Source organism: Gemmatimonadaceae bacterium (assembly GCA_019637445.1).
GTDB lineage: Bacteria > Gemmatimonadota > Gemmatimonadetes > Gemmatimonadales > Gemmatimonadaceae > Pseudogemmatithrix.
In genome coordinates this window covers 1,102,260-1,121,014 of record JAHBVS010000001.1, presented here as the reverse complement: position 1 = coordinate 1,121,014, position 18,755 = coordinate 1,102,260, and the positions used below count along the sequence as shown (strand labels likewise).

The following is an 18,755-nucleotide window of genomic DNA, read 5'->3' as shown; positions in this document are numbered from 1 at the left end:
AGTCGCGATGTCCGAGACGATCCGATACGTGCAGACGAGCACGGCGCCGACGCCGGCCGGTCACTACTCGCAGGCGACGGTCCACAATGGCGTTGTGTATGTCGCGGGGCAGTTGGCCATCGATCCGGCGACGGGCGAGAAGATGCTTGGGTCGATCGAAGAGCAGACTGAGCGCACGCTGCGCAACGTCGAAGCAATTCTCGAAGCGGCCGGCAGCGACCTGGCGCACGCGCTCAAGTTCACGGTCTACGTGAGCGACATGTCGCTATGGGGCGCGGTGAACGCGACCTACGCCACGGTGATGGGTCCGCACAAGCCGGCGCGCGCCATCGTGCCGACGAAGGCGTTGCACCACGGGTTCCTGATCGAGATGGACTGCATCGCGGCGCTCAAGGCGTAAACGGCGTCGACGCCGTGTTCGCCGCATCCGTCAGCGCCTTGGGAGTGTAGGCGCGCCCGGCGCGGAACACCAACTCCACGTTCCGCGCATCGCGCACATTCTCCTGCGGCTTGCCACTCACAAGCACGAGATCCGCGACCTTGCCGGCGGCAATGCTGCCGTAGTCGGCCGTCTCGCCCAACACCCGCGCCGCCTCGATCGTCGCGATCTGCAACACGCGCGGCGCTGGGATGCCGGCCTGCTGGTAGTGCTCGAGCTCCGCGTTGAAGCTGGAGCCATCCGTGCCCGCGACGATCGTCACGCCGGTGTCGTGTAGGCGCTTGATCAACCGCAGGTAGGCGCGGTTGCCGGCCTTGGCTTCAATCGAATCCGCACCGGACGAGTCCCGCATCCAGAGGTTGAACGTGCCGTCCACCACGGTGCCGTGCGCCTTCAGGTCATTGAGCAGCGCCGTCATCGCCGGGCCGTCCACGTCGATGTTCGGCGCGACAATCCGCGCCACCAGCGAATACGCGCGCATCTCCGGCCAATACAGCGAGTCCTGGTAGAAGGTCGAGAACAGGAACGCCGCGTGGTTCACCTCGTCGAACCCCAGCCGCACCGCCGTCGGCAGCGTGAGCCCGCGCGGGATGTGTCCGCTCACGCGCATGCCGCGCGCCTTGGCCTCGGCGGCGATCGTCGGCACGAGGTCGGGGTGCACGAGGTTGTAGAGCTTGACCTGCTTGTAGCCCAGCGAGTCGTAGCGCGCGACCCATTCACGGGCCTCCGCCTCCGTGCTCACGCGCACGGCTGACGGCCCCGCCCACTGCTGCGGCCCTTCGATGAAGCCGCCGAGGTACACGCGTGGGGAGACCAGCGTGAGGTTGTTGGCGCGATCACGGTGCGAGACGCCGACATCCGTATCCGCGGCCATGTCACGGATACTCGTGACGCCAATCGAGAGATGCCGCAGCACGGTGCCGGTCTGGCTCGTGAGCTGGAAGTGGGTGTGCATGTCCCACATGCCGGGGATCAAGGTCTTGCCGCTGCCGTCGATCACCGTGGCGCCGCGCGGGGCGCGCAGGCTGGCCGCCGGCCCGACCGCACGGATGCGATCGCCCTCGATGAGCACGTTGTGGTTCGTGAGCGTGCGGCCCGTCTCGCTGTCAAAGACGTCGGTGTTGCGGATGAACACCGTTCCCTGCGCTGCCACGGGGATGCGCTGCGCCAACGCGTTGCCCGCACGGTCGCGATACGCCGACTCGATGACACGCATCGCCTCGACGGCCGGCACGTAGTCGGGATGCACGGTGATGAACCAGGCGACGGAGCTCGCAGCGAGTTGCCCGTCGCCATCTACCCAGAGGGCCGACGGCGTCGCGCCCGTGCTGTGGATCATCATCAACCGCACCCGCCGCGGACCGCGCACACTTGGCAGCATCGTGTCGGCGGCGACTTCGAGTCGTGCCTCGCGATTGCCCGGCAGCAGCTTGGCCGTGCGCCCGGGTGACGCGAGCAGGTGCCGCACGAGCAGCGCCTCGTGCCACGCGGTGGCGTTGGCCATCGCATAGAAGCCACCTTCGCGCGCCACCATCCGGCCCATTGGCTGGTTGCCCATCTGCCGCTCGAAGCGCAGCGAGTCGCCGCGCAATGCATAGCGGTCCGTGGCGGCGCTGACCTCGCCCTCGCGCGTCATCGGGCGGCTCTCGCCCGCGATCACGCGACCCGCAGCATCCAGCGTGTAGCGCGACTGCACCCAGCGTCCGCGGTTGCGGTCGATGTGCGAGTAGGTGACGACCACCGAGTCGGCATCGCGCACGACAACCATCTCGCCGGCACGGAAGCCGTGGTTCATCACCGGATAGACGGTCGTGTCGGCGGCGAGCGCGAGCGAGAGGACGAGGGAGGCGAGCATGGCCGGAACGGAAGGAGGGGGCGAGCACGCGCGTCAAAGGCGAGCGCGTCACGGTGGCGCGGAAGCTACCCGGGGGCTACGGTAATGACTATGCGAGTGTTGACGGTTGCACCCTTGATCGCCGCGTCGCTCGTGGCGTCCTGTTCACAGGCGCAGGTGGCCAGCGGGCCGGGCATGGCCGATGCATCCCCGCAGCCGGCGTCCACACCGGGCGTGGTGCGCGCCGAGACTGTGGCGCGCGGATTGGAGAATCCGTGGGGGCTGGACTTCCTGCCCGATGGCAGGATGCTCGTCACCGAGCGTCCGGGTCGCCTGCGCATAGTGGCTGCCGACGGTTCGCTCTCGCTGCCGCTTGATGGTGTGCCGGCGGTGTACGCGCGCGGACAGGGCGGCCTGCTCGATGTCGCGGTGGATCCCGACTTCGCGAGCAACCGCTTCATCTACCTGACCTACGCGGAGCCCGGCCCTGGTGGCGCAGGGACTTCGGCGGCGCGCGCACGCCTCGACGGCACGCGCCTCGTCGATCTGCAGGTCATCTACCGGCAGCGACCGAAGACGGAAGGCGGCGGCCACTACGGCTCGCGACTGGTCTTCGCATCGGACGGCAAGCTGTTCATCTCGCAGGGCGACCGGATGCTGCACCGCGAGAAGGCGCAGGACCTGAGTGCCGGGATGGGCAAGCTGATTCGCATCAACCGCGACGGCACCATTCCCAACGACAATCCCTTCGTCGGCCGCAGTGACGCGCAGCCGGAGATCTGGTCCTACGGGCATCGCAACATGCAGGGTGCGACGCTGGCGCCCGACGGCCGGCTGTGGACCATCGAGCACGGCGCGCGCGGCGGTGACGAGCTCAATCATCCCGAGCCCGGCAAGAACTACGGCTGGCCTGTGATCACCTACGGCCGCGATTACTCGGGCCTCAAGATTGGTGAGGGCGTGGCAAAGGAAGGCATGGAGCAGCCTGTCTACTATTGGGATCCCGTGATCGCGCCGAGCGGCATGACGTTCTATGCGGGCGATCGCTACGCGGGCTGGACCGGCGACCTCTTCATTGGCTCGCTCTCGCCCGGTGGCTTGGTGCGCCTGACCTTGCGTGAGGGGCGCGTGACGCGGGAGATGCGCTACCTCGGCGAGTTGCGCGAACGCATCCGCGATGTGGTGCAAGGACCCGATGGCTTCCTATACCTTCTGACCGACAGCCGCGACGGGCGCGTGCTGCGCATCCTGCCGGAGACTCCATGAAGCACCTGCGCGTCGTTCTTCCGTTGCTCCTCGTGTGCGCGGCGGTGGACCAGGTCGCGGCGCAGCAGTTGGCCCGCCTCGCGCGCGGCGCGGACGAGAAGGACTGGGAGGCGCATTTCGACGCGGGCGTGGCGGTGCTGCGCACCAAGCCACTCGATGCGCTGGCATCCTTCGAGATGGCGGCACAGCTCGACCCGACACGCGCCGAGCCGCTCTTCGGGCAGTATGTCGCGTTCTGGATCGCGCAGCCCCGTGAGGACTACCTCGCCTGGCGCGATGGCAACGAGGAGCAGCGGAAGCGAAAGGACGTGATCCGCGCAGACTCCGTGCGCGACGTGGCGATGCTGCGCAACCCGTTCGTGCACCGCGGGCTCGAAGTCGTGATGTTCGACATGATGCCCGGTCGCTTCAGCACGAATCGCGACACGCAGGCGTGGCTGGCCTATTCCACCGGCAACTTCGCGCGCGCTGAGCAGGTGCTCACCCGTACCATCAACCGGGATCCCCAGCGCTATTTGACGCAGCGATACGAGCGTGCCCTCAACCGCGTCATGCAACAGAACCTTGACGGCGCGCGGGAGGACCTGGTCGCCATCGTGGAGGAACTCCGGCGTCGCGAGAGCAGCGCGGCGGAGCTCGATTACTACCTGTCGAAGCACGTCTTTCTCTACATGATTGGCCTGATTGACGTGCAGCGCCGTGACTTCGCGGCCGCGCGACTCAACTTCGCCGAGGCGATGCTGGAGAATGCCGGCTTCGCCTATGCGCAGGCCGCGGTGGCCAACGTCTCGCGGGTCGAACGCAAGTCGCGTGATGCGGCCACGGAGTTCGCGACGGCCATCGAGCTCGCCCCGACGGACCCGGTCTTGCGCTGGCAGTACTCGCAGGCGCTGTTCGACGCGGGGCGCTACGACCAGGCGGTCGCTGAAGCGACACGTGCCGCGGAGCAGGTTCCGCAGTGGGCCGCTCCGCACCTCGTCGTCGGAATGGCGCGCGAGCGGCAGGGGCGCAATACCCAGGCGCAGCAGGCCTACGAGACGTTCGTCGGGCTCGCGCCGCAGGCCGATCCGACGGCGCAGCGGATTCGGCAACGCCTTGCGGCCGGACGCGACTAGCCCGTCCGGCTCGGACTAGACCAGCAACAGCGTCGCCAGCCCGAGTAGCATTCCCATGCTGGCGACGTCGGTGGCCGTCGTCAGGAAGATGCTCGATGCCGTGGCGGGATCCGCGCCCACCTTCTGCAGCGTCAGCGGGATCAGCGCGCCCGACACCCCGCTGATCACGCAGCTGCCGACCATCGCCGCGACGACGATCCCGGCCAGTGCCATGGCATTCGGATTCCCCTGCGCGCGCGCCACGAGATACATCCCCGCGCCCGCCACGAGCCCGACGAGGAATCCGTTCAGCACGCCGAGCAGTGCTTCCTTGGCGATCAGCTTGCGCCCGGCGCCGAGGTCCAGCTCGCCGAGCGTCATCCCGCGCAGCGTCACGGCGAGCGCCTGGCAGCCCGTGTTGCCCGACTGACCCGCGAGCACCGGCAGGAACAGCGCGAGAATCACCATCTGGTCCAGTGTGCTCTGGAAGAACCCAACGACGCCGGCGGCAAGGAACGCCGTCAGCAGGTTGAGCTGCAACCAGGGATGCCGGAACTTGAGCGAGCGTGGCCACGACGTATTGAGGCGTTCCTCTTGGTCGACACCGACCATTCGGCCCGGTTGCGCCGAGAGTTCGAAGGCGCGCTCCTGGAAGAGCGCGGCGCCACGCACCTGGCCGAGCAGTCGTCCGGCATCGTCCACAACCGGATACACGGGGAAGTGCCGGTGCACCACCGCTTCCATCGCATCGGACACTTGCTCGGCGGGCTGCAGCGTGAACACGTCGCGCAGCATGATGGTGTCGAGCCGCGCGTCATCGTCCGTGGTGAGCAGGTCGCGCATCGTGGCGAGCCCGGTGAGCACCCGGTCCTCATCCACGATGAAGGCGTAGGTGAAGAACACGCCCTTGGGCAGCGCGCGAATGCGCTCCGTCGCCGAGCCAACTGTCTCGTGCGGACGGAATACCGCGGGCGGCATCTCCATCAAGCGGCCCACGCTCTCGTCGGGGAACGAGAGGTTGAGCGACCACTGTTGCGTGACGCCGATCGGCGCGGCCTTGAACAAGGACTCGCGCTTGTCGGCCTCGAGTTCGGGGATGATGTCGCCGGCGACGGCGGGGTTGATGGCCTGCAGCACGGCGGCTGCGGTCTCGACATCGAGGCGCTCGAGGACATCGGCGGCCTCGGCCTTGCCGAGTCCGGCGATCTCGCGGGCGAGGTCGTCAGGCGTGCGTGTTGTGCGCGATGGGCGCGTCGGGCCGGTGCTCACGGCGACTCCAGTTGCTGGCGGTTCGGCGGGGAATCTGCCGACTCGCCACACGGGCCACCAGTCGAACGCTGGACGTGACCAGTGGGATTGGCGAACTTCGGGGATTCACCCACATCGTCGGAGACGCACTGATGGCAGGAACCCCCCGCGCGCTGGGCATCCCTTCGCTGGCGCTGACCGTCGCGCTGCTCGCCCCCGTCGCCCTCACCGCACAGATGGGCGGCTTCGGTGGACGGGCTGCCCGCGACACCGTGCGCCGTGTGCTCACGATCCCCGGGCAGCGCGACGCCTCGTCGACCTTCCCGCTGACGAACTACAAGGAAGTGCAGCCCAAGCAGTGGGGCGTGATGGACTTCCAGCACTACCACACCACGGAAGAGCTCAACTACTGGATGGAGCGCTGGGCCCGTGAGAAGCCGGACCTCGTGGAGCGCGTGCAGGTGGGCACCACATTCGGCGGCCAGCCCATCTGGCAGCTGATCATCACGAACACCAAGACCGGCAAGCACACCGACAAGCCGGCGGCCTACTTCGAGGGCGGGCGGCATTCGGGTGAGATCACGTCCAGCGAAAGCGTGCTGTATCTCGCCTGGCATGTGCTCGAGAACTACGGACGCGACGCCGCCATCACCAAGCTGCTGGACGAGAAGGCGCTGTATGTGCGGCCGAACAACAATCCCGACGGCGCCGACATGTACAAGCTCACGGCGCAGGCCAATCGCAGCTCGGTGCGGCCGATCGACAACGACGGCGACGGCCTGCTCGATGAGGATCCGGGCGAGGACCTCGATGGCGACGGCTTCATCCGCCAGATGCGCCAGTACGTCGGGCCCGGCAAGGGCACGCACGTCGTGGATTCGCTGGACCCCAAGGGCCGCCTGATGCGCGCCGTCGGCCGCGGCAACGGCGACTACCTGATGTTCCAGGAAGGCATCGACAACGACAAGGACGGCCTCATCAACGAGGACGGTGTCGGTGGCCTCGACCTGCACCGCAACTATCCGTACAACTGGCGGCCCGAGCGCGAGAATACCGGCCGTGGCATGACGCAGTTCGGCGCCGGCGAGTACCCGCTCTCCGAGCCTGAGACCCGCGCCGTGTTCCTCTGGCAGCTGCACCATCCGAACATCAGCGTCACCAACTCGATGGACACGCAGGTGCCGATGCATCTCCGCGGCCCCAGCACCTGCCTCGAGAAGGAGTGCATGTTCCCGAGCGACCTGAAGCTGTTCCAGTACTTCGACTCGGTCGGCCTCTCGCATACGAACTATCCCTGGGCCGGCGATGTGTACTTCACCTACGCGACGCGTTTTGCGCCGCCAGGGCAGGGCCAGCCGGATCCGCTGTTCGGCCACGGCCCGGACTTCGGCTACTTCCAGATGGGCCAGATCTGGTATGGCGATGAACTCTGGAACGGCGGCCGTGAGCGCGACTACAACGGCGACGGCCGCTGGGACCAGTACGAGGTGCTGCGCTACAACGACGAGAACTTCGGCGGCGCCGGCTACCAGATGTGGACCAAGGTGATGCACCCGGACCTTGGCGAGGTCGAGGTCGGCGGCCCTAACCCGAAGTTCTGGTCGCAGAACGGTCCGCCGGAGGTGCTCGAGAAGTGGGCGCGCAACCAGGCGATGTTCAACCTCGCGATGGCGATGGAGATGCCGAAGGTCGAGATCGCCAATGTCGAGGTGCGCCGCGTGCGCGCCTCCGCCGACTCGGCCACGCACGAGGTGCGCGTGACCGTGCGCAACACCGGCCGTATTCCCACGGCGCTGGAGCAGGCCAAGCGCGTGCACATCGTGCGGCCGGACTTCCTGACCGTCGAGGGGCGCGGTGCGCGCAGCATCGGTCGCGGCACGGAGTTCTGGCTTGCCGGACGCGAGTCGAAGGTTGTCACCGTTCGGGTGCGACTCACCGGCGATGGCCCGGCGGAGATGAACGCCCGCGTGTCCAGCACGCGCGGCGGCATCGCCGATGCACCCGTGCGGATCGAGCGTTAGCGCGTCGCGCTAGGCGGGCAGGCGCGCGTCGAGCCAACGCTCGAGCCGCGCGAAGACGGGCGCGGCCAGCGTCCCTTCGTTGAGGATCTCGTGGTAGAGCGCGTCGAAGCGCTCCGACTCCACGACCTCGGCTGGGGCGCTGGCCGCGAACGCATCGCTGCCGTGCGAGGCGACCAAGTGGTCGTCGCCGGCGTAGAGGAGCAGGGTGGGGACGCGCCAGCGTGGGGCAGCAGCGAGCGCGATGCGACCGGCCTCGAGGATGCCGCGCGCGAGGCGCGCGGAGATGCGGTCGTGCACCGAGGGGTCGTCGATATACGCGCGCACCACCGCGGCGTCGTGCGAGATGTAGTGCGGATCCAGGCCGTTTCCTTGGGCGAGGTCTGGCGCCAGCCGCTCGCCAATCGCCAGCTGTAGGCGCTGCACGACGCCGAGGTCCGCGGCCAGCGCTGGCGACGACAATACGCAGAAGTCCACGGGCTGCCGCGCCTCGGCCACGAACCGCGCAACGACGGCGCCGCCCATCGAGTGGCCGAGCAGCAGCAGCGGCCGATCGGCATCGCGTGCGAGGCCCACGATCTCCTCGAGGTCACGGAGCAGCGTGTCGTTGGCCGGGAGGCGTCCGCGAGGTCCGGGCGACTGACCGTGGCCGCGCTGGTCGTACCCGACCACGCGGAACCCGCGGGCCGCGAACCAAGCGCCGACCTGCTCGTAGCGGCCGATGTGCTCGCCGAGCCCGTGCACCAGCACGACGGTGCCGCGCCGTCCCTCAGGCCCCCACTCGCGCAGGGCGAGCGCGGTTCCATCGGACATCGTGGCGTGTTGCGGAATGGCCAGGCTGAAACTCCGGACGTGGGCGTCGCATAAGTTGAAGGAGAGTCCCGTGCACCGGAATATGCGCCCGTTCATCGTCTCGCTCGCACTCAGCGTGCTCGCGCTATTGGTCGCGACGCCGTCCATCGGCGCTGCGCAGGGCTCGCGCGACCTCGTCGTCATCCTCCACGGGATGGGCCGCACCCCGCGCTCGATGTCCGCGCTCGCCGAAGCGCTCGAGGGCGCTGGGTTCTCGGTGCTCAACATCGGCTACTCCAGCTACTGCTGCAGCATCCCCGAGCTCGGTGCCACGGTGCGTCGCGAGATCGACGCCGCCCGCGGGGACGCGACCACGGTGCATTTTGTGGGACACAGCCTCGGCGGCATCCTGATCCGCTGGATGTTGGCGCAGGACGAGCCACCCGCCGGCGTCGGGCGCGTGGTGTTGATGGCGCCTCCCAACCAGGGTGCCAAGTCCGCCGATCGCTACGCCGGCATTCTTGGCTGGATGCTTGAGCCCATCGACGAATTGCGCACGGACTCCAGCGCGACGGTGCAGAAGCTGCCGCCGTCCATCGGTGTGCCCGTGGGTATCATCGCCGCGGCGCACGACGGCAAGGTGCGGGTCGAGGAGACGCACCTCAAGGACGAGACGGCGCACGTCATCGTCGACGCGAACCACGCCTTCGTGATGCGCAACGACACGGCCATTGCCCTGACGCTGGCCTTCCTGCGCACGGGACGGTTCCCGCCCGTGGACAGCGTCGCCCCGTGACCGGGGCGCGGGCGCCGGAGCTGTACTTCGACGCCGAGTGCGCGCTGTGTACGCGAACCGCCTGGTTTGTTGATCGTCGGGACCGCACGCGCACCTTGCGGATGCTCTCGCTGCAAGGCCCGGAGGGAGAGGCCTTGCGGAGCACGCAGCCGTGGCTGCTAGGCCTCGACTCGCTGGTCTGGGTTGAGCGGTCGGCGCAATCGGCCCCCCGTGTGCTCACCCACTCGGACGCCGTGCTCGCCGTTGGCAGCTACCTCGGCGGCGGGTGGCGGCTCGCCTCGGCAATCGCTCGAGTCATCCCCCGCCGCATCAGGGACGCGGCCTACCGATTCTTGGCGCGTCACCGCAAAAAAGTGGTTTCGTAGGGAGCGCGTTGGCACCGACATGGCACAAAAGCACCCTTGACCTTTTGCCCGGTCCTGTGGAGAATCTTGGCAGAGGTCGTGGAGTCCCCCACTATCGGAGCCTGCATGCGAGTCCTTCTTGTTGCGCTGGCGGTCGTCAGCGTACTCACCCTTCCGCTCGAGGCTCAGCGGAATCGGCGCGAACCCCGGCGGCCGCGTCTCTCGTCCACTGCGGACACCAACGATGTGAACGCCTACCTGAATCACGGGGCGCGCACGGTCGAGGACAACGCGACCACGGCTGCTGAGGCGTACTACTGGGCGATGCGGCTTGACCCGGGCAACGCCGACGCGCTCTACGGCTTGCGCACCGCTCGGCTGATGCAGCGCCAGTCCGTGTTTCTGCGCTATATGCAGGGTGACGAGCGAACGGTGTTTTCCGACGAGATGCAGTCCAACGACTCGCTCTACTTCAAGGCACTGCAACTCGATCCCTTCCTGCACGAGCGGCACGCGCGGACCGTGCTGTTCAACTACTACCGCAAGGCCATCGCCAGCGGGATCAATCAGGGCGAGATCGACCACTACGTGAATCAGCGGCTGGACGCGTCTCCGCCCAGCACCCGCGCACGCATGGCCGCGGCCCAGGGACAGGTCGTGCTCGCCGACCAGCTTTACTCGGAGGCGATCGGGCAGGCGAGGAATCCCTCGTACCTGTACATCGAGCGCGGACGCCTGAACGCGATCTCGGGTCGCATTGACGAGGCCGTTTTCGACTTCACCTCGGCTTTGGAACGCCTCTCGCGAGACGAGGAGAAGAAGGAGCGCCAGGTCATCTTTTATTCGTCCAAGGCCCTGCACGAGCACAGCCTCGGACTGCTCTACGCGCGCAAGGGCGACGCCGAGAAGGCGCGCGAGGCCTTCGGCCGTGCAATGACCGAGGATCTCTCGTTCCATCCGGCGCACGTCGAGCTGTCGCGCTTGGCGCTCGCCGCGAAGGATACGGTTACGGCACTCAGCGAGATGGCCCTGGCGGTGGAGTTGGCGCCGGCCGATGCCTTCGTGCACTTCCTGCAGGGCGAGTTGCTGCTGCAGGTCGGCCAGGCCGCGGAGGCCATGGAGCCGCTCAAGAAGGCGATTGACCTCGAGCCGTACTACGCCGCGCCGCAGTTCGCGCTGGCGGCCGCGCTGGAGAAGTCCGGGGACACGGCGGCGGCCAAGGCCGCGTACGAGAAGTTCCTTGCGATGGCGGCACGTCGGCATCCGCAGCGGCAGGCGGCGACCACGCGGCTGCGGGCGATCGGCGGCGGCCAATGAGCCGCGTGTTGGCGTCGGTTGCGGCGGCGGCCCTCTCGGTCGTCGCAGCCCTGCCGTCACTTGCGGCGCAGGAAGCCAAGCCGGTCACGCGACCGCGGACGGCCGCCGAGGACCTGCAGTTGTTCTCGCAGGTGTTCAACCAGATCCGGCTCAACCATCCGGACTCGATGGACTCGCACCGGCTCTTCATGGCGGCGATCCAGGCGATGGTGCAGGCCACCGATCCGCACTCCTACGTGATCCCCTCCGTGCGCCTGGAGGCGGGCAAGGAGGAGCAGCTGCGTCAGGGGCGCTTGCATCCCGTGCCGATTGAATTCGCGTTTGTCGGCGGCTCGGCGATCGTCTCCAACGTGGCCGCCGGCACCGACGCGCGCCGGCGAGACATCCTGCCGGGCGATGAGCTGGTTGCGATCGACGGCAAGCCAATGCAGGCCGAGAGTCCGTTGGAGTTGGACATCACGCTCTCGGGGCCGCGCAACAGCAAGGTGGTGCTCACACTCGAGCGCCGCGATGCCGATGGCTCGTACCGTCGCTTTGACCGAGAGGTGAAGCGCGAGCGCTTCGGCGAGGAGACTGCGGTACCGGCCGCCGTGATGCTCGATGACAGCACGGGTTACGTGCGCATCACGACCTTCGTGGGCGAGAAGGTCGCGGCCGACCTCCGTGCCGCCGTGCAGCGACTCGAGCGCACGGGGATGAAGCGCCTCGTGATGGACCTGCGGGGCAACGGCGGTGGCTCGGTGGACGAGGCCGCGACCATCGCCGGCGAGTTCCTGCCGACGGGCGCGGTGGTCTACACGTCGGAAGGCCGTCGGCAGTCCGCCGTGGATACGGGGCGCGTCAAGCGTTCGTTCTGGCGCAGCGAGCGGCAGTACCCGATGCTGGTGATGATCGACGACGGCACGGCCAGCGCGTCCGAGCTCGTGGCCGGCGCGCTGCAGGACCACGATCGGGCGCTGATCGTGGGGCAGTCGAGCTTCGGCAAGTCGCTGATGATGCGGGGATTCCCGCTCTCGGACGGCTCGGTGCTCGTGTTGGTGATCGGACAGGTGCGTACGCCCTGCGGACGCGCCGTGCAGCGTGACTACCGCGGCACGACGTCGCGCAACTACTACCGGCTCGCGTCGGTGGAGCGCGACACAGTGGGGCGTCCCTCGTGCAAGACCGCCGGTGGGCGCACCGTCTACGGTGGCGGCGGCATCTTCCCCGACGTGCGCACCACGCGTCCGCCCGCGGCACCGGCCTGGGTGCGGCGCATCAACGAGATGGATCTTGCGACGGTCTGGGCGGGCACCTACGTGAGCACGAACGCTGCCTCGCTGTCGAACCTCGATCAGTTCGCGGCGAAGCCAACGCTCGCCACCGACGCACTCAGCGGATTCCGCGGTTTGGCCCAGGAGCGTGGGGCGACTGTGCCGGACGGCGAGGAAGCCGACAAGGTGCTCACGCGCCTGCTGCTGCAGGCGGTGGCGTTCGCCAAGTGGGGGAACCCCGGGTTGTACCAAGTGGAGGCGCGCATCGATCCGGATATTGGCGACGCGCTGCGACACTTTGACAAGGCGCCGTCGGCGGCGAAGTAGCCCCGCGGCTTCGGTCGGCGGAACGCTAAAGGGGGCCGCAGATGGCGGCCCCCTTTAGCGTTCCCTCAGCGCAGCAACTCGTAGTCCTCCGGCGTGTCCACATCCCGCAGTGCCTCCACCGGCCAGTCGCGCATCCGCGCTTCATCCTGATGCGCCCGAACGACCGCCTTGCCGCAACCTTCACCGGTCCACGCGAGCAGCTCCGGCCACAGCGCGCGCCGGAACAGAAGGGGCGGCGCCAACACGTCGCCGTAGCGTGAGACCGCCAACGGCGCCTCCGACTCACGCAGTGCCGCGACGACATCGCGCAGCATCGGCGTCGTCACCTGCACCATATCGGCGAGCATTACGAGCACGGCGTCGACATCGCCGCCAAGCGCGCGAATACCAGCGTGCAGCGTCGCACTGGTCGGGCCCGTGGGATCCGGACTCTCGGTGAACGTCACCGCCAGCGGCGCGAGTGCCGCCCGTACCTTGTCGGACTCGTGGCCGGTGACCACCACCACAGGCGAGCAGCCGGCGTCGAGCACTCGGCGCACCGTGCGGTGCACCATCGGCTCGCCCTCGATGGGCAAGAGCAGCTTGTTGCGACCCATCCGGCGCGACGCGCCCGCGGCAAGCACCACGGCCGCCACCCGCAACGACTCAGTCATCGCGGCGGATACTGCTCAGGGCGCCGGCGCCTGCGATGCAACGTCGTCCACGTGGATCGGCGCGCGTCGTTCGCGCAGGGAGCGCGGCCTGCGGCCACTGCGCACGGCCAGCAGTTCCGCCACCACGGCCAGCGCCACCTGCTCGGCGCCGTCGGTACCGATGTCGAGTCCGACCGGACCGAAGATCCGCGACTCGTCGACCGGTCCTTCGGCGCGCAGCGTCTCAAGCATGCGCGCGGTGCGCTGACGCGGCCCAAGCACGCCGAGGTAGCGTAGCGGACTTGCCAGCAGCGCGCGGAGATAGTCCGTGTCGTCGGCGTAGTTGTGCGTCATCACCACGGCGAACGACTCGGCGTCGAGCACGACGCGCTCGCCGATGGACGTCGCGTCGACCAGTACGCGGCGGATCGGGGCAGGGAATCGCTGTTCGGTGAGCAGTCCGGGACGGCGGTCTGCCACCACCACGCGGAAGCCGACCTCGACGGCAAGGCGCGCCAAGTGCCGTGCATCGTCTCCAGCGCTGACAATCAGCACGCGCGGGGGCGGCGTCAGACGCTCGACAAACGCAGTCTCATCGCCTTCGCCCTCCAGGCCCGAGGCACGACCAGATGCATCGTCGCGGCGCACTCGGCGCGCCAACGACTCCAACTGCGTCTCGACGACAAAGGCCTCCTCCGCGTCGAGCGCCTTGCGCTCGGCTTCCCGTGCGTCGCGAACCGGCTCGATCAACAACTCCACCACACCCTCGCAGCCCACACCGAGGTCCCAGGCCTGGATTTCGTCCACACTGCCGCAGTACTCGCGACGCTCGGCGACTCCCGTGCGGATCACCCCCAGCGCCACCTCGCGCACATCGGCCTCGAGGCAGCCGCCCGACACGTTGCCCACCACGCGCCCGTCCGCTGCCACGACCATCTTGGCGCCCTCGTGTCGGTACGCCGAGCCGCGCACACGGATGACCGTCGCCAACGCGCAGGGCTGGCCCGCCGCGTGCCATGCGGCGAGCTGGTCCAGCACCTGGCGCGTCTCCAACCACTGCTTCACGTCAGCTCCAAGAGAGATCGTGGTGCTTGAGCGGCAGCGTGCGGATACGCTTGCCCGTCGCCGCGAAGATGGCGTTGGTCAGCGCGGGCACCACGGGCGGTAGTGCGGGCTCGCCCATACCCGTGGGGGAGTTGTCGCTGGTGCGGAAGTGCACTTCGACCGGCGGCGCCTGCGTGAGACGGATCAGCGGGAAGTCGTGGAAGTTGCTCTGCACGGCGGCGCCGTTCTCAATCGTGATCTCCTGGGCCAGCGCCTCGGAGATGCCGTCGAGCACCGAGCCCTGCACCTGGTTCACCGCACCGCTGGGGTTGATGATGTGCGCGCCGACGTCGCCGGCCACCCAGACCTTGTCGACCTTGAGCGTACCGTCACGCGAGACCGTCGCCTGCACCACCTCCGCGAAGTACCCGCGATGGCTGAAGTGGAAGGCCACACCCATGCCCGTGCCGCGCGGCAGTTGGCGGGTGCCCCAGCCCGACTTCTCGACGACAAGGTCCAGCACGCCGCGCATGCGCGGCGCATCGAGCGAAGGCCCGCCCGCGGGCCGCGTGCCCGGCGCCGGCGGCGGTGGGGCCACGTACGCATCCAACAGCTCGCGCCGGAACTGCACGGGATCCTTCTTGGCCGCGTGCGCGAGTTCGTCGATGAACGATTGGAAGACCCAGGCCAAGGCGTTGCTGCCGGGCGCGCGCAGGAAACCAGTCGGCACGCCAAGCGGCATTGTCGAGACGTGGATCGCCGCGTTCGGCACGAAATGCGCGGGGAACTCGGTGCCGCTGAGGTTGGCCGACGGCGCGTAGCGCTCGCCCTCGCCGAAGGTCACGAAGTGGCCTTCCCAGGCATCGAGCTTGCCCGCCGCATCCACCGCACCGCGCAGCTTGTGGAAGCCTGCCGGACGGTAGAAATCGTGCCGCGTGTCGTCCTCGCGGGTCCACAGCAGCTTCACCGGCGCGCCGACCACGCGTGAGATCCACGCGGCTTCCACCATATAGTCGTTGTTCAACCGGCGGCCGAAACCGCCGCCGATGCGCGTCATATGAATGGTGATGTCGCCGCCGTCGATGCCCAGTGTGTTGGCGCAGAGGCTGCGTCCGCTCTGTGGGTTCTGCGTCGGCGCCCAGATCTCAAGCTTGCCGTTGGCGAAGTGCGCCGTGCAGTTCATCGGCTCGAGCGGCGCGTGGGCGAGGAACGGATACTCGTACTCGGCCTCGACCACGGTGCCGCGGCGCAGGGCGGCGTCCACGTCACCGACGCGGTGGATGGTGAGCTGCGGCGCGGCGGCGAAGAGCTCCTTCGCCTTGGCGCGGAACTGCACCGTGCCCTGTTGTGCCGTCGGGTGGTCGGCCCAGGTGACGCGCAGGGCCTGCCGCGCCTTGCGGGCGTTCCACACCGTGTCGGCGACGATCGCCACACCGCCGAGCAGGCCGGCGAGTTGCGTGCCACCATCAATCACGAAGGCGTCCTTCACGCCGGGCTGGCGCTTCACTTCGTCCAGATTGGCGCTCGCGACCTTGGCGGCAAATACGGGTGCCTTCTCGAGGACCGCGTGCAGCATCCCCGGCACCGTGACGTCGATGCCGAAGAGTGGCTTGCCAGTCACGATGGCCTGGTTGTCCACGCCAGGAATGGCTTGGCCGATGATCCTGTAGTCCTTCGGGTCCTTCATCCGCACGGACGTCGGGTTCGGCGCCGGCAGCGCAGCCGCTCGTTCAGAGAGCTCGGCATAGCTGAGCATCCGGCGCGAACCGTGATGGTGCACGCGCCCGTCGCCATTCGTGGTCAGCTCCGCTTCCGGCACACCCAGTTGCTGTGCCGCGGCGGTGATCATGAGGGCGCGCCCCACTGCGCCGGCACGACGCAGCGGTTCCCAGTTCGTCGGCGTGGACGTGCTGCCACCCGCCACCTGTCGTCCATAGAGGCGCTCGTCGGAGTCGGCCTGCTCGATGCTCACCGACTCCCACGGCACATCGAGCTCCTCGGCGATCAGCTGCGGCAGCGAGGTCTTCACGCCCTGACCGACCTCGGGGTTCTTGGCCATGATGGTGATCTTGCCGTCGCGCGTGATGCGGATGAACGCATTCGGCGTGAAGTCGGCATCGGCTGCAGCCGGCGTGGCCGCGTGCAGCGTGCCAGGACGCGAGTAGTCGAGCCAGGCGCCGAGGAGGAGGCCGCCGCCGGCCACGGAACTGACGCGCAGGAAGTCGCGGCGATCGAGTGTGCTGGTCATCGTCGGCCTCACTCGTTGTTCGCGGCGATGGCCGCGGCGCGGTGGATGCCTTCCCGGATGCGCGCGTAGGTCGCGCAGCGGCACAGGTTGCCGTTCATCGCGGCGTCGATGTCCGCGTCGCTCGGCTTCGGCGTGCGCGCAAGCAGCGCGGCGGCCGACATCAACTGACCGGCCTGGCAGTAGCCGCACTGCGGCACGTCGAGCTCCATCCACGCCTTCTGCAGCGGGTGGGAGCCGTCGGCGGAGAGCCCTTCTATAGTAGTGATGCTCGCGCCCTCGACCGCCGCCACCGGCAGTACACAGGAGCGGGTCGGCGTGCCGTTCATATGAACGGTGCAGGCACCGCACTGGGCGACCCCACAGCCGAACTTGGTGCCCTTGAGGTCGAGGGCGTCCCGGAGGACCCAGAGGAGGGGGGTGTCGGCGGGCACATCCACCGTGCGGCGGGTGCCGTTGACCGTGAACGAGACGGGCATCGCAACTGACTCCGGTCGGAGAGATGGGTGCAAGTTGGCGCGGGCCGCGGGGTCGTGCAACGCGGTCCGCACCTCCTCTCCGTACGCGCGAGGCATACCGAGGGTTGCCTCCGGGCGCGCGGGAGCGAGGATTTCACCTATCCCCCGAGTCCCACAGCGCGGATGACCTTCGGCTTCCTCAGAGACCTGCCCGGTTGGTGGCCCTATGCGACAGGCGCCATCGTGCTGGCGTTCAACCTCGCGGCCACGGCCAACGTGATCCTGCGGAAGCGCGATGTGCGCGCCGTGATTGCGTGGACGGGCGTGATCTGGTTGACGCCGGTCGTCGGCGCGGTGCTCTACGCGGGACTCGGCCTGAACCGCATCCGCCGGCGGGCCGCCGAGCTGCAGCGGGAGCGCAGGCGGCTGCCGCTCTCGACACCGATGGCCACGGCGATCGCGCGGGTGGGGACTGAGGCGACCGTTTCCGAGCAGATGAAGCCCTTCGCCCGACTTGGCGAGGCGATGAGCGGGCGGCCCCTGCTGACCGGCAACGCGGTGCAGGTGCTGCACAACGGCGATGAAGCCTATCCGGCGATGATTGCGGCGATTGACAGCGCCGAGCGAACGGTGGCCTTGGCCAGCTACATCTTCGGGGCGGATCGGGCCGGGATGCAGTTCGTGGATGCGCTCGCGCGCGCGACGAAGCGCGGCGTGGACGTGCGCGTGCTCGTGGATGGCTTCGGCGTGCGCTACACCCAACCTTCCGTGCACAAGGTGTTACGCCGCGCCGGGGTGAGGAGCGAGCTGTTCCTGCCAAAGGTTCGCGATGCGGGCCTCGCCTTCTTCAACCTGCGCTCGCACCGCAAGGTGCTCACGGTGGACGGGCGCGTGGCCTTCACCGGCGGCATCAACATCCAGGAGCGCAACATCCACGCCCTGGCGCCGAAGCGGTTGGTGCGCGACCTGCATTTCCGCCTCGAGGGGCCCGTGGTTGGGCAGCTGCAGGAGGTGTTCAGCGAGGACTGGGCGTTCACCACGGGCGAGGTGCTGGACGGTGACGGCTGGTATCCGCCGTTGCCGCGCGCGGGTGAGACCACCGCGCGGTGCTTCACAGACGGTCCCGACGGCGACATCGAGATCCTGCGCACCGTGCTGTTGGGCGCGCTGTCCGTGGCGCGCGAGCGCGTGCGCATCGTGACGCCGTACTTCCTGCCCGAGCAGCCGCTGATCTCCGCCCTCAGCGTGGCGGCGCTGCGCGGTGTCGAGGTGGACATCGTCCTACCGGCCAAGGTGAACATCCCGATGGTGCAGTGGGCAGCGACGGCGCAGCTCTGGCAGGTGCTGCGCCCGGGTTGCCGCGTGTTCGTGACGCCGCTGCCGTTCGATCATACCAAGCTGATGGTGGTGGACCGCGAGTGGGCGCTCTTTGGGTCCTCCAACTGGGATCCGCGGTCGCTGCGGCTGAACTTCGAGCTTGATGTCGAGGTCCACGACCCCGACCTGGCCTCGTCCCTCGATGACATCGTCGCGAATCGAATCGTCGCGGGGCGGGAGGTCACGCTGGCCGACGTCGATGCCCGCCCGATCCCCGTGAAACTCGGACACGGATTGGCGCGCATCCTGTCGCCCTACCTCTGACGCGCCT

General features: G+C 68.4%; 16 protein-coding genes. 9 read left to right on the top strand and 7 right to left on the bottom strand.

The features are described from left to right. The first annotated feature begins 7 nt into the window (after window positions 1-7). Complete coding sequence (locus KF709_05190) at window positions 8-400, top strand: Rid family detoxifying hydrolase (GenBank protein MBX3173783.1); 393 nt, start codon at window positions 8-10, stop codon at window positions 398-400. Here the strand turns inward: KF709_05190 and KF709_05185 are convergent. Then, window positions 390-2,294 (bottom strand): amidohydrolase family protein, encoded by a 1,905-nt coding sequence (locus KF709_05185; protein MBX3173782.1) that lies wholly within the window; start codon window positions 2,292-2,294, stop codon window positions 390-392. The genes KF709_05190 and KF709_05185 overlap by 11 nt on opposite strands. Before the next feature lie 84 nt (window positions 2,295-2,378). On the opposite strand from KF709_05185, the gene KF709_05180 reads away from it, so the two are divergent. Together KF709_05180 and KF709_05175 are read left to right on the top strand one after the other, a co-directional pair. Beyond that, window positions 2,379-3,539: a PQQ-dependent sugar dehydrogenase gene (locus KF709_05180; GenBank protein ID MBX3173781.1), complete on the top strand. Its 1,161-nt coding sequence runs from the start codon at window positions 2,379-2,381 to the stop codon at window positions 3,537-3,539. Then, a complete protein-coding gene (locus KF709_05175) occupies window positions 3,536-4,654 on the top strand; it encodes a tetratricopeptide repeat protein (GenBank protein MBX3173780.1) in 1,119 nt (372 codons plus the stop codon). Before KF709_05180 ends, KF709_05175 begins: the two co-directional genes overlap by 4 nt. Window positions 4,655-4,669: 15 nt before the next feature. Here KF709_05175 and KF709_05170 read toward each other — a convergent pair whose 3' ends face one another. Beyond that, a complete protein-coding gene (locus KF709_05170; protein MBX3173779.1) occupies window positions 4,670-5,902 on the bottom strand; it encodes a magnesium transporter in 1,233 nt (410 codons plus the stop codon). 131 nt (window positions 5,903-6,033) lie between these two features. On the opposite strand from KF709_05170, the gene KF709_05165 reads away from it, so the two are divergent. Beyond that, on the top strand, window positions 6,034-7,902 hold the full coding sequence (locus KF709_05165) for a peptidase (GenBank protein MBX3173778.1): 1,869 nt from the start codon (window positions 6,034-6,036) through the stop codon (window positions 7,900-7,902). A gap of 9 nt (window positions 7,903-7,911) precedes the next feature. Here KF709_05165 and KF709_05160 read toward each other — a convergent pair whose 3' ends face one another. Continuing rightward, window positions 7,912-8,712, bottom strand: a complete 801-nt coding sequence (locus tag KF709_05160; protein ID MBX3173777.1) for a lysophospholipase — start codon at window positions 8,710-8,712, stop codon at window positions 7,912-7,914. 70 nt (window positions 8,713-8,782) lie between these two features. Between KF709_05160 and KF709_05155 the strand changes: the two genes are divergently transcribed. The 4 genes from KF709_05155 to KF709_05140 all read left to right on the top strand — a co-directional run bounded on the left by KF709_05155 (window position 8,783) and on the right by KF709_05140 (window position 12,728). Continuing rightward, entirely contained in the window at window positions 8,783-9,487 is a 705-nt protein-coding gene (locus tag KF709_05155) for a hypothetical protein (GenBank protein MBX3173776.1), read from the top strand. After that, a complete protein-coding gene (locus tag KF709_05150) occupies window positions 9,484-9,852 on the top strand; it encodes a DUF393 domain-containing protein (protein MBX3173775.1) in 369 nt (122 codons plus the stop codon). The genes KF709_05155 and KF709_05150 overlap by 4 nt, the downstream gene beginning before the upstream one ends. A gap of 105 nt (window positions 9,853-9,957) precedes the next feature. Next, entirely contained in the window at window positions 9,958-11,148 is a 1,191-nt protein-coding gene (locus KF709_05145) for a hypothetical protein (protein MBX3173774.1), read from the top strand. Continuing rightward, window positions 11,145-12,728 carry a PDZ domain-containing protein gene (locus tag KF709_05140; protein ID MBX3173773.1) on the top strand — a complete coding sequence of 528 codons (1,584 nt, stop codon included), beginning with the start codon at window positions 11,145-11,147 and terminating at the stop codon, window positions 12,726-12,728. The genes KF709_05145 and KF709_05140 overlap by 4 nt, the downstream gene beginning before the upstream one ends. A gap of 65 nt (window positions 12,729-12,793) precedes the next feature. Here the strand turns inward: KF709_05140 and KF709_05135 are convergent, their stop codons facing one another. The 4 genes from KF709_05135 to KF709_05120 are packed head-to-tail and all read right to left on the bottom strand — an operon-like array spanning window position 12,794 to window position 17,128. Next, window positions 12,794-13,381: a nucleotidyltransferase family protein gene (locus KF709_05135; protein ID MBX3173772.1), complete on the bottom strand. Its 588-nt coding sequence runs from the start codon at window positions 13,379-13,381 to the stop codon at window positions 12,794-12,796. 15 nt (window positions 13,382-13,396) lie between these two features. Further along, window positions 13,397-14,425 (bottom strand): XdhC family protein, encoded by a 1,029-nt coding sequence (locus KF709_05130; GenBank protein MBX3173771.1) that lies wholly within the window; start codon window positions 14,423-14,425, stop codon window positions 13,397-13,399. A 1-nt stretch (window position 14,426) separates the two neighbouring features. Further along, entirely contained in the window at window positions 14,427-16,652 is a 2,226-nt protein-coding gene (locus tag KF709_05125) for a xanthine dehydrogenase family protein molybdopterin-binding subunit (protein ID MBX3173770.1), read from the bottom strand. Between the two features lie 8 nt (window positions 16,653-16,660). Next, window positions 16,661-17,128, bottom strand: coding sequence for a (2Fe-2S)-binding protein (locus tag KF709_05120; protein ID MBX3173769.1), 468 nt, complete (start codon window positions 17,126-17,128; stop codon window positions 16,661-16,663). Between the two features lie 162 nt (window positions 17,129-17,290). Here KF709_05120 and KF709_05115 point away from each other — a divergent pair, with 162 nt between their 5' ends. Next, window positions 17,291-18,748 (top strand): PLDc N-terminal domain-containing protein, encoded by a 1,458-nt coding sequence (locus KF709_05115; GenBank protein MBX3173768.1) that lies wholly within the window; start codon window positions 17,291-17,293, stop codon window positions 18,746-18,748. Window positions 18,749-18,755: the final 7 nt, after the last annotated feature.

Coding starts and splice junctions, on each gene's coding strand:
- KF709_05190 (MBX3173783.1), top strand. CDS start 8: ATGTCCGAGACGATCCGATACGTGCAGACGAGCACGGCGCCGACGCCG.
- KF709_05185 (MBX3173782.1), bottom strand. CDS start 2,294: ATGCTCGCCTCCCTCGTCCTCTCGCTCGCGCTCGCCGCCGACACGACC.
- KF709_05180 (MBX3173781.1), top strand. CDS start 2,379: ATGACTATGCGAGTGTTGACGGTTGCACCCTTGATCGCCGCGTCGCTC.
- KF709_05175 (MBX3173780.1), top strand. CDS start 3,536: ATGAAGCACCTGCGCGTCGTTCTTCCGTTGCTCCTCGTGTGCGCGGCG.
- KF709_05165 (MBX3173778.1), top strand. CDS start 6,034: ATGGCAGGAACCCCCCGCGCGCTGGGCATCCCTTCGCTGGCGCTGACC.
- KF709_05160 (MBX3173777.1), bottom strand. CDS start 8,712: ATGTCCGATGGAACCGCGCTCGCCCTGCGCGAGTGGGGGCCTGAGGGA.
- KF709_05145 (MBX3173774.1), top strand. CDS start 9,958: ATGCGAGTCCTTCTTGTTGCGCTGGCGGTCGTCAGCGTACTCACCCTT.
- KF709_05140 (MBX3173773.1), top strand. CDS start 11,145: ATGAGCCGCGTGTTGGCGTCGGTTGCGGCGGCGGCCCTCTCGGTCGTC.
- KF709_05135 (MBX3173772.1), bottom strand. CDS start 13,381: ATGACTGAGTCGTTGCGGGTGGCGGCCGTGGTGCTTGCCGCGGGCGCG.
- KF709_05125 (MBX3173770.1), bottom strand. CDS start 16,652: ATGACCAGCACACTCGATCGCCGCGACTTCCTGCGCGTCAGTTCCGTG.
- KF709_05120 (MBX3173769.1), bottom strand. CDS start 17,128: ATGCCCGTCTCGTTCACGGTCAACGGCACCCGCCGCACGGTGGATGTG.
- KF709_05115 (MBX3173768.1), top strand. CDS start 17,291: ATGACCTTCGGCTTCCTCAGAGACCTGCCCGGTTGGTGGCCCTATGCG.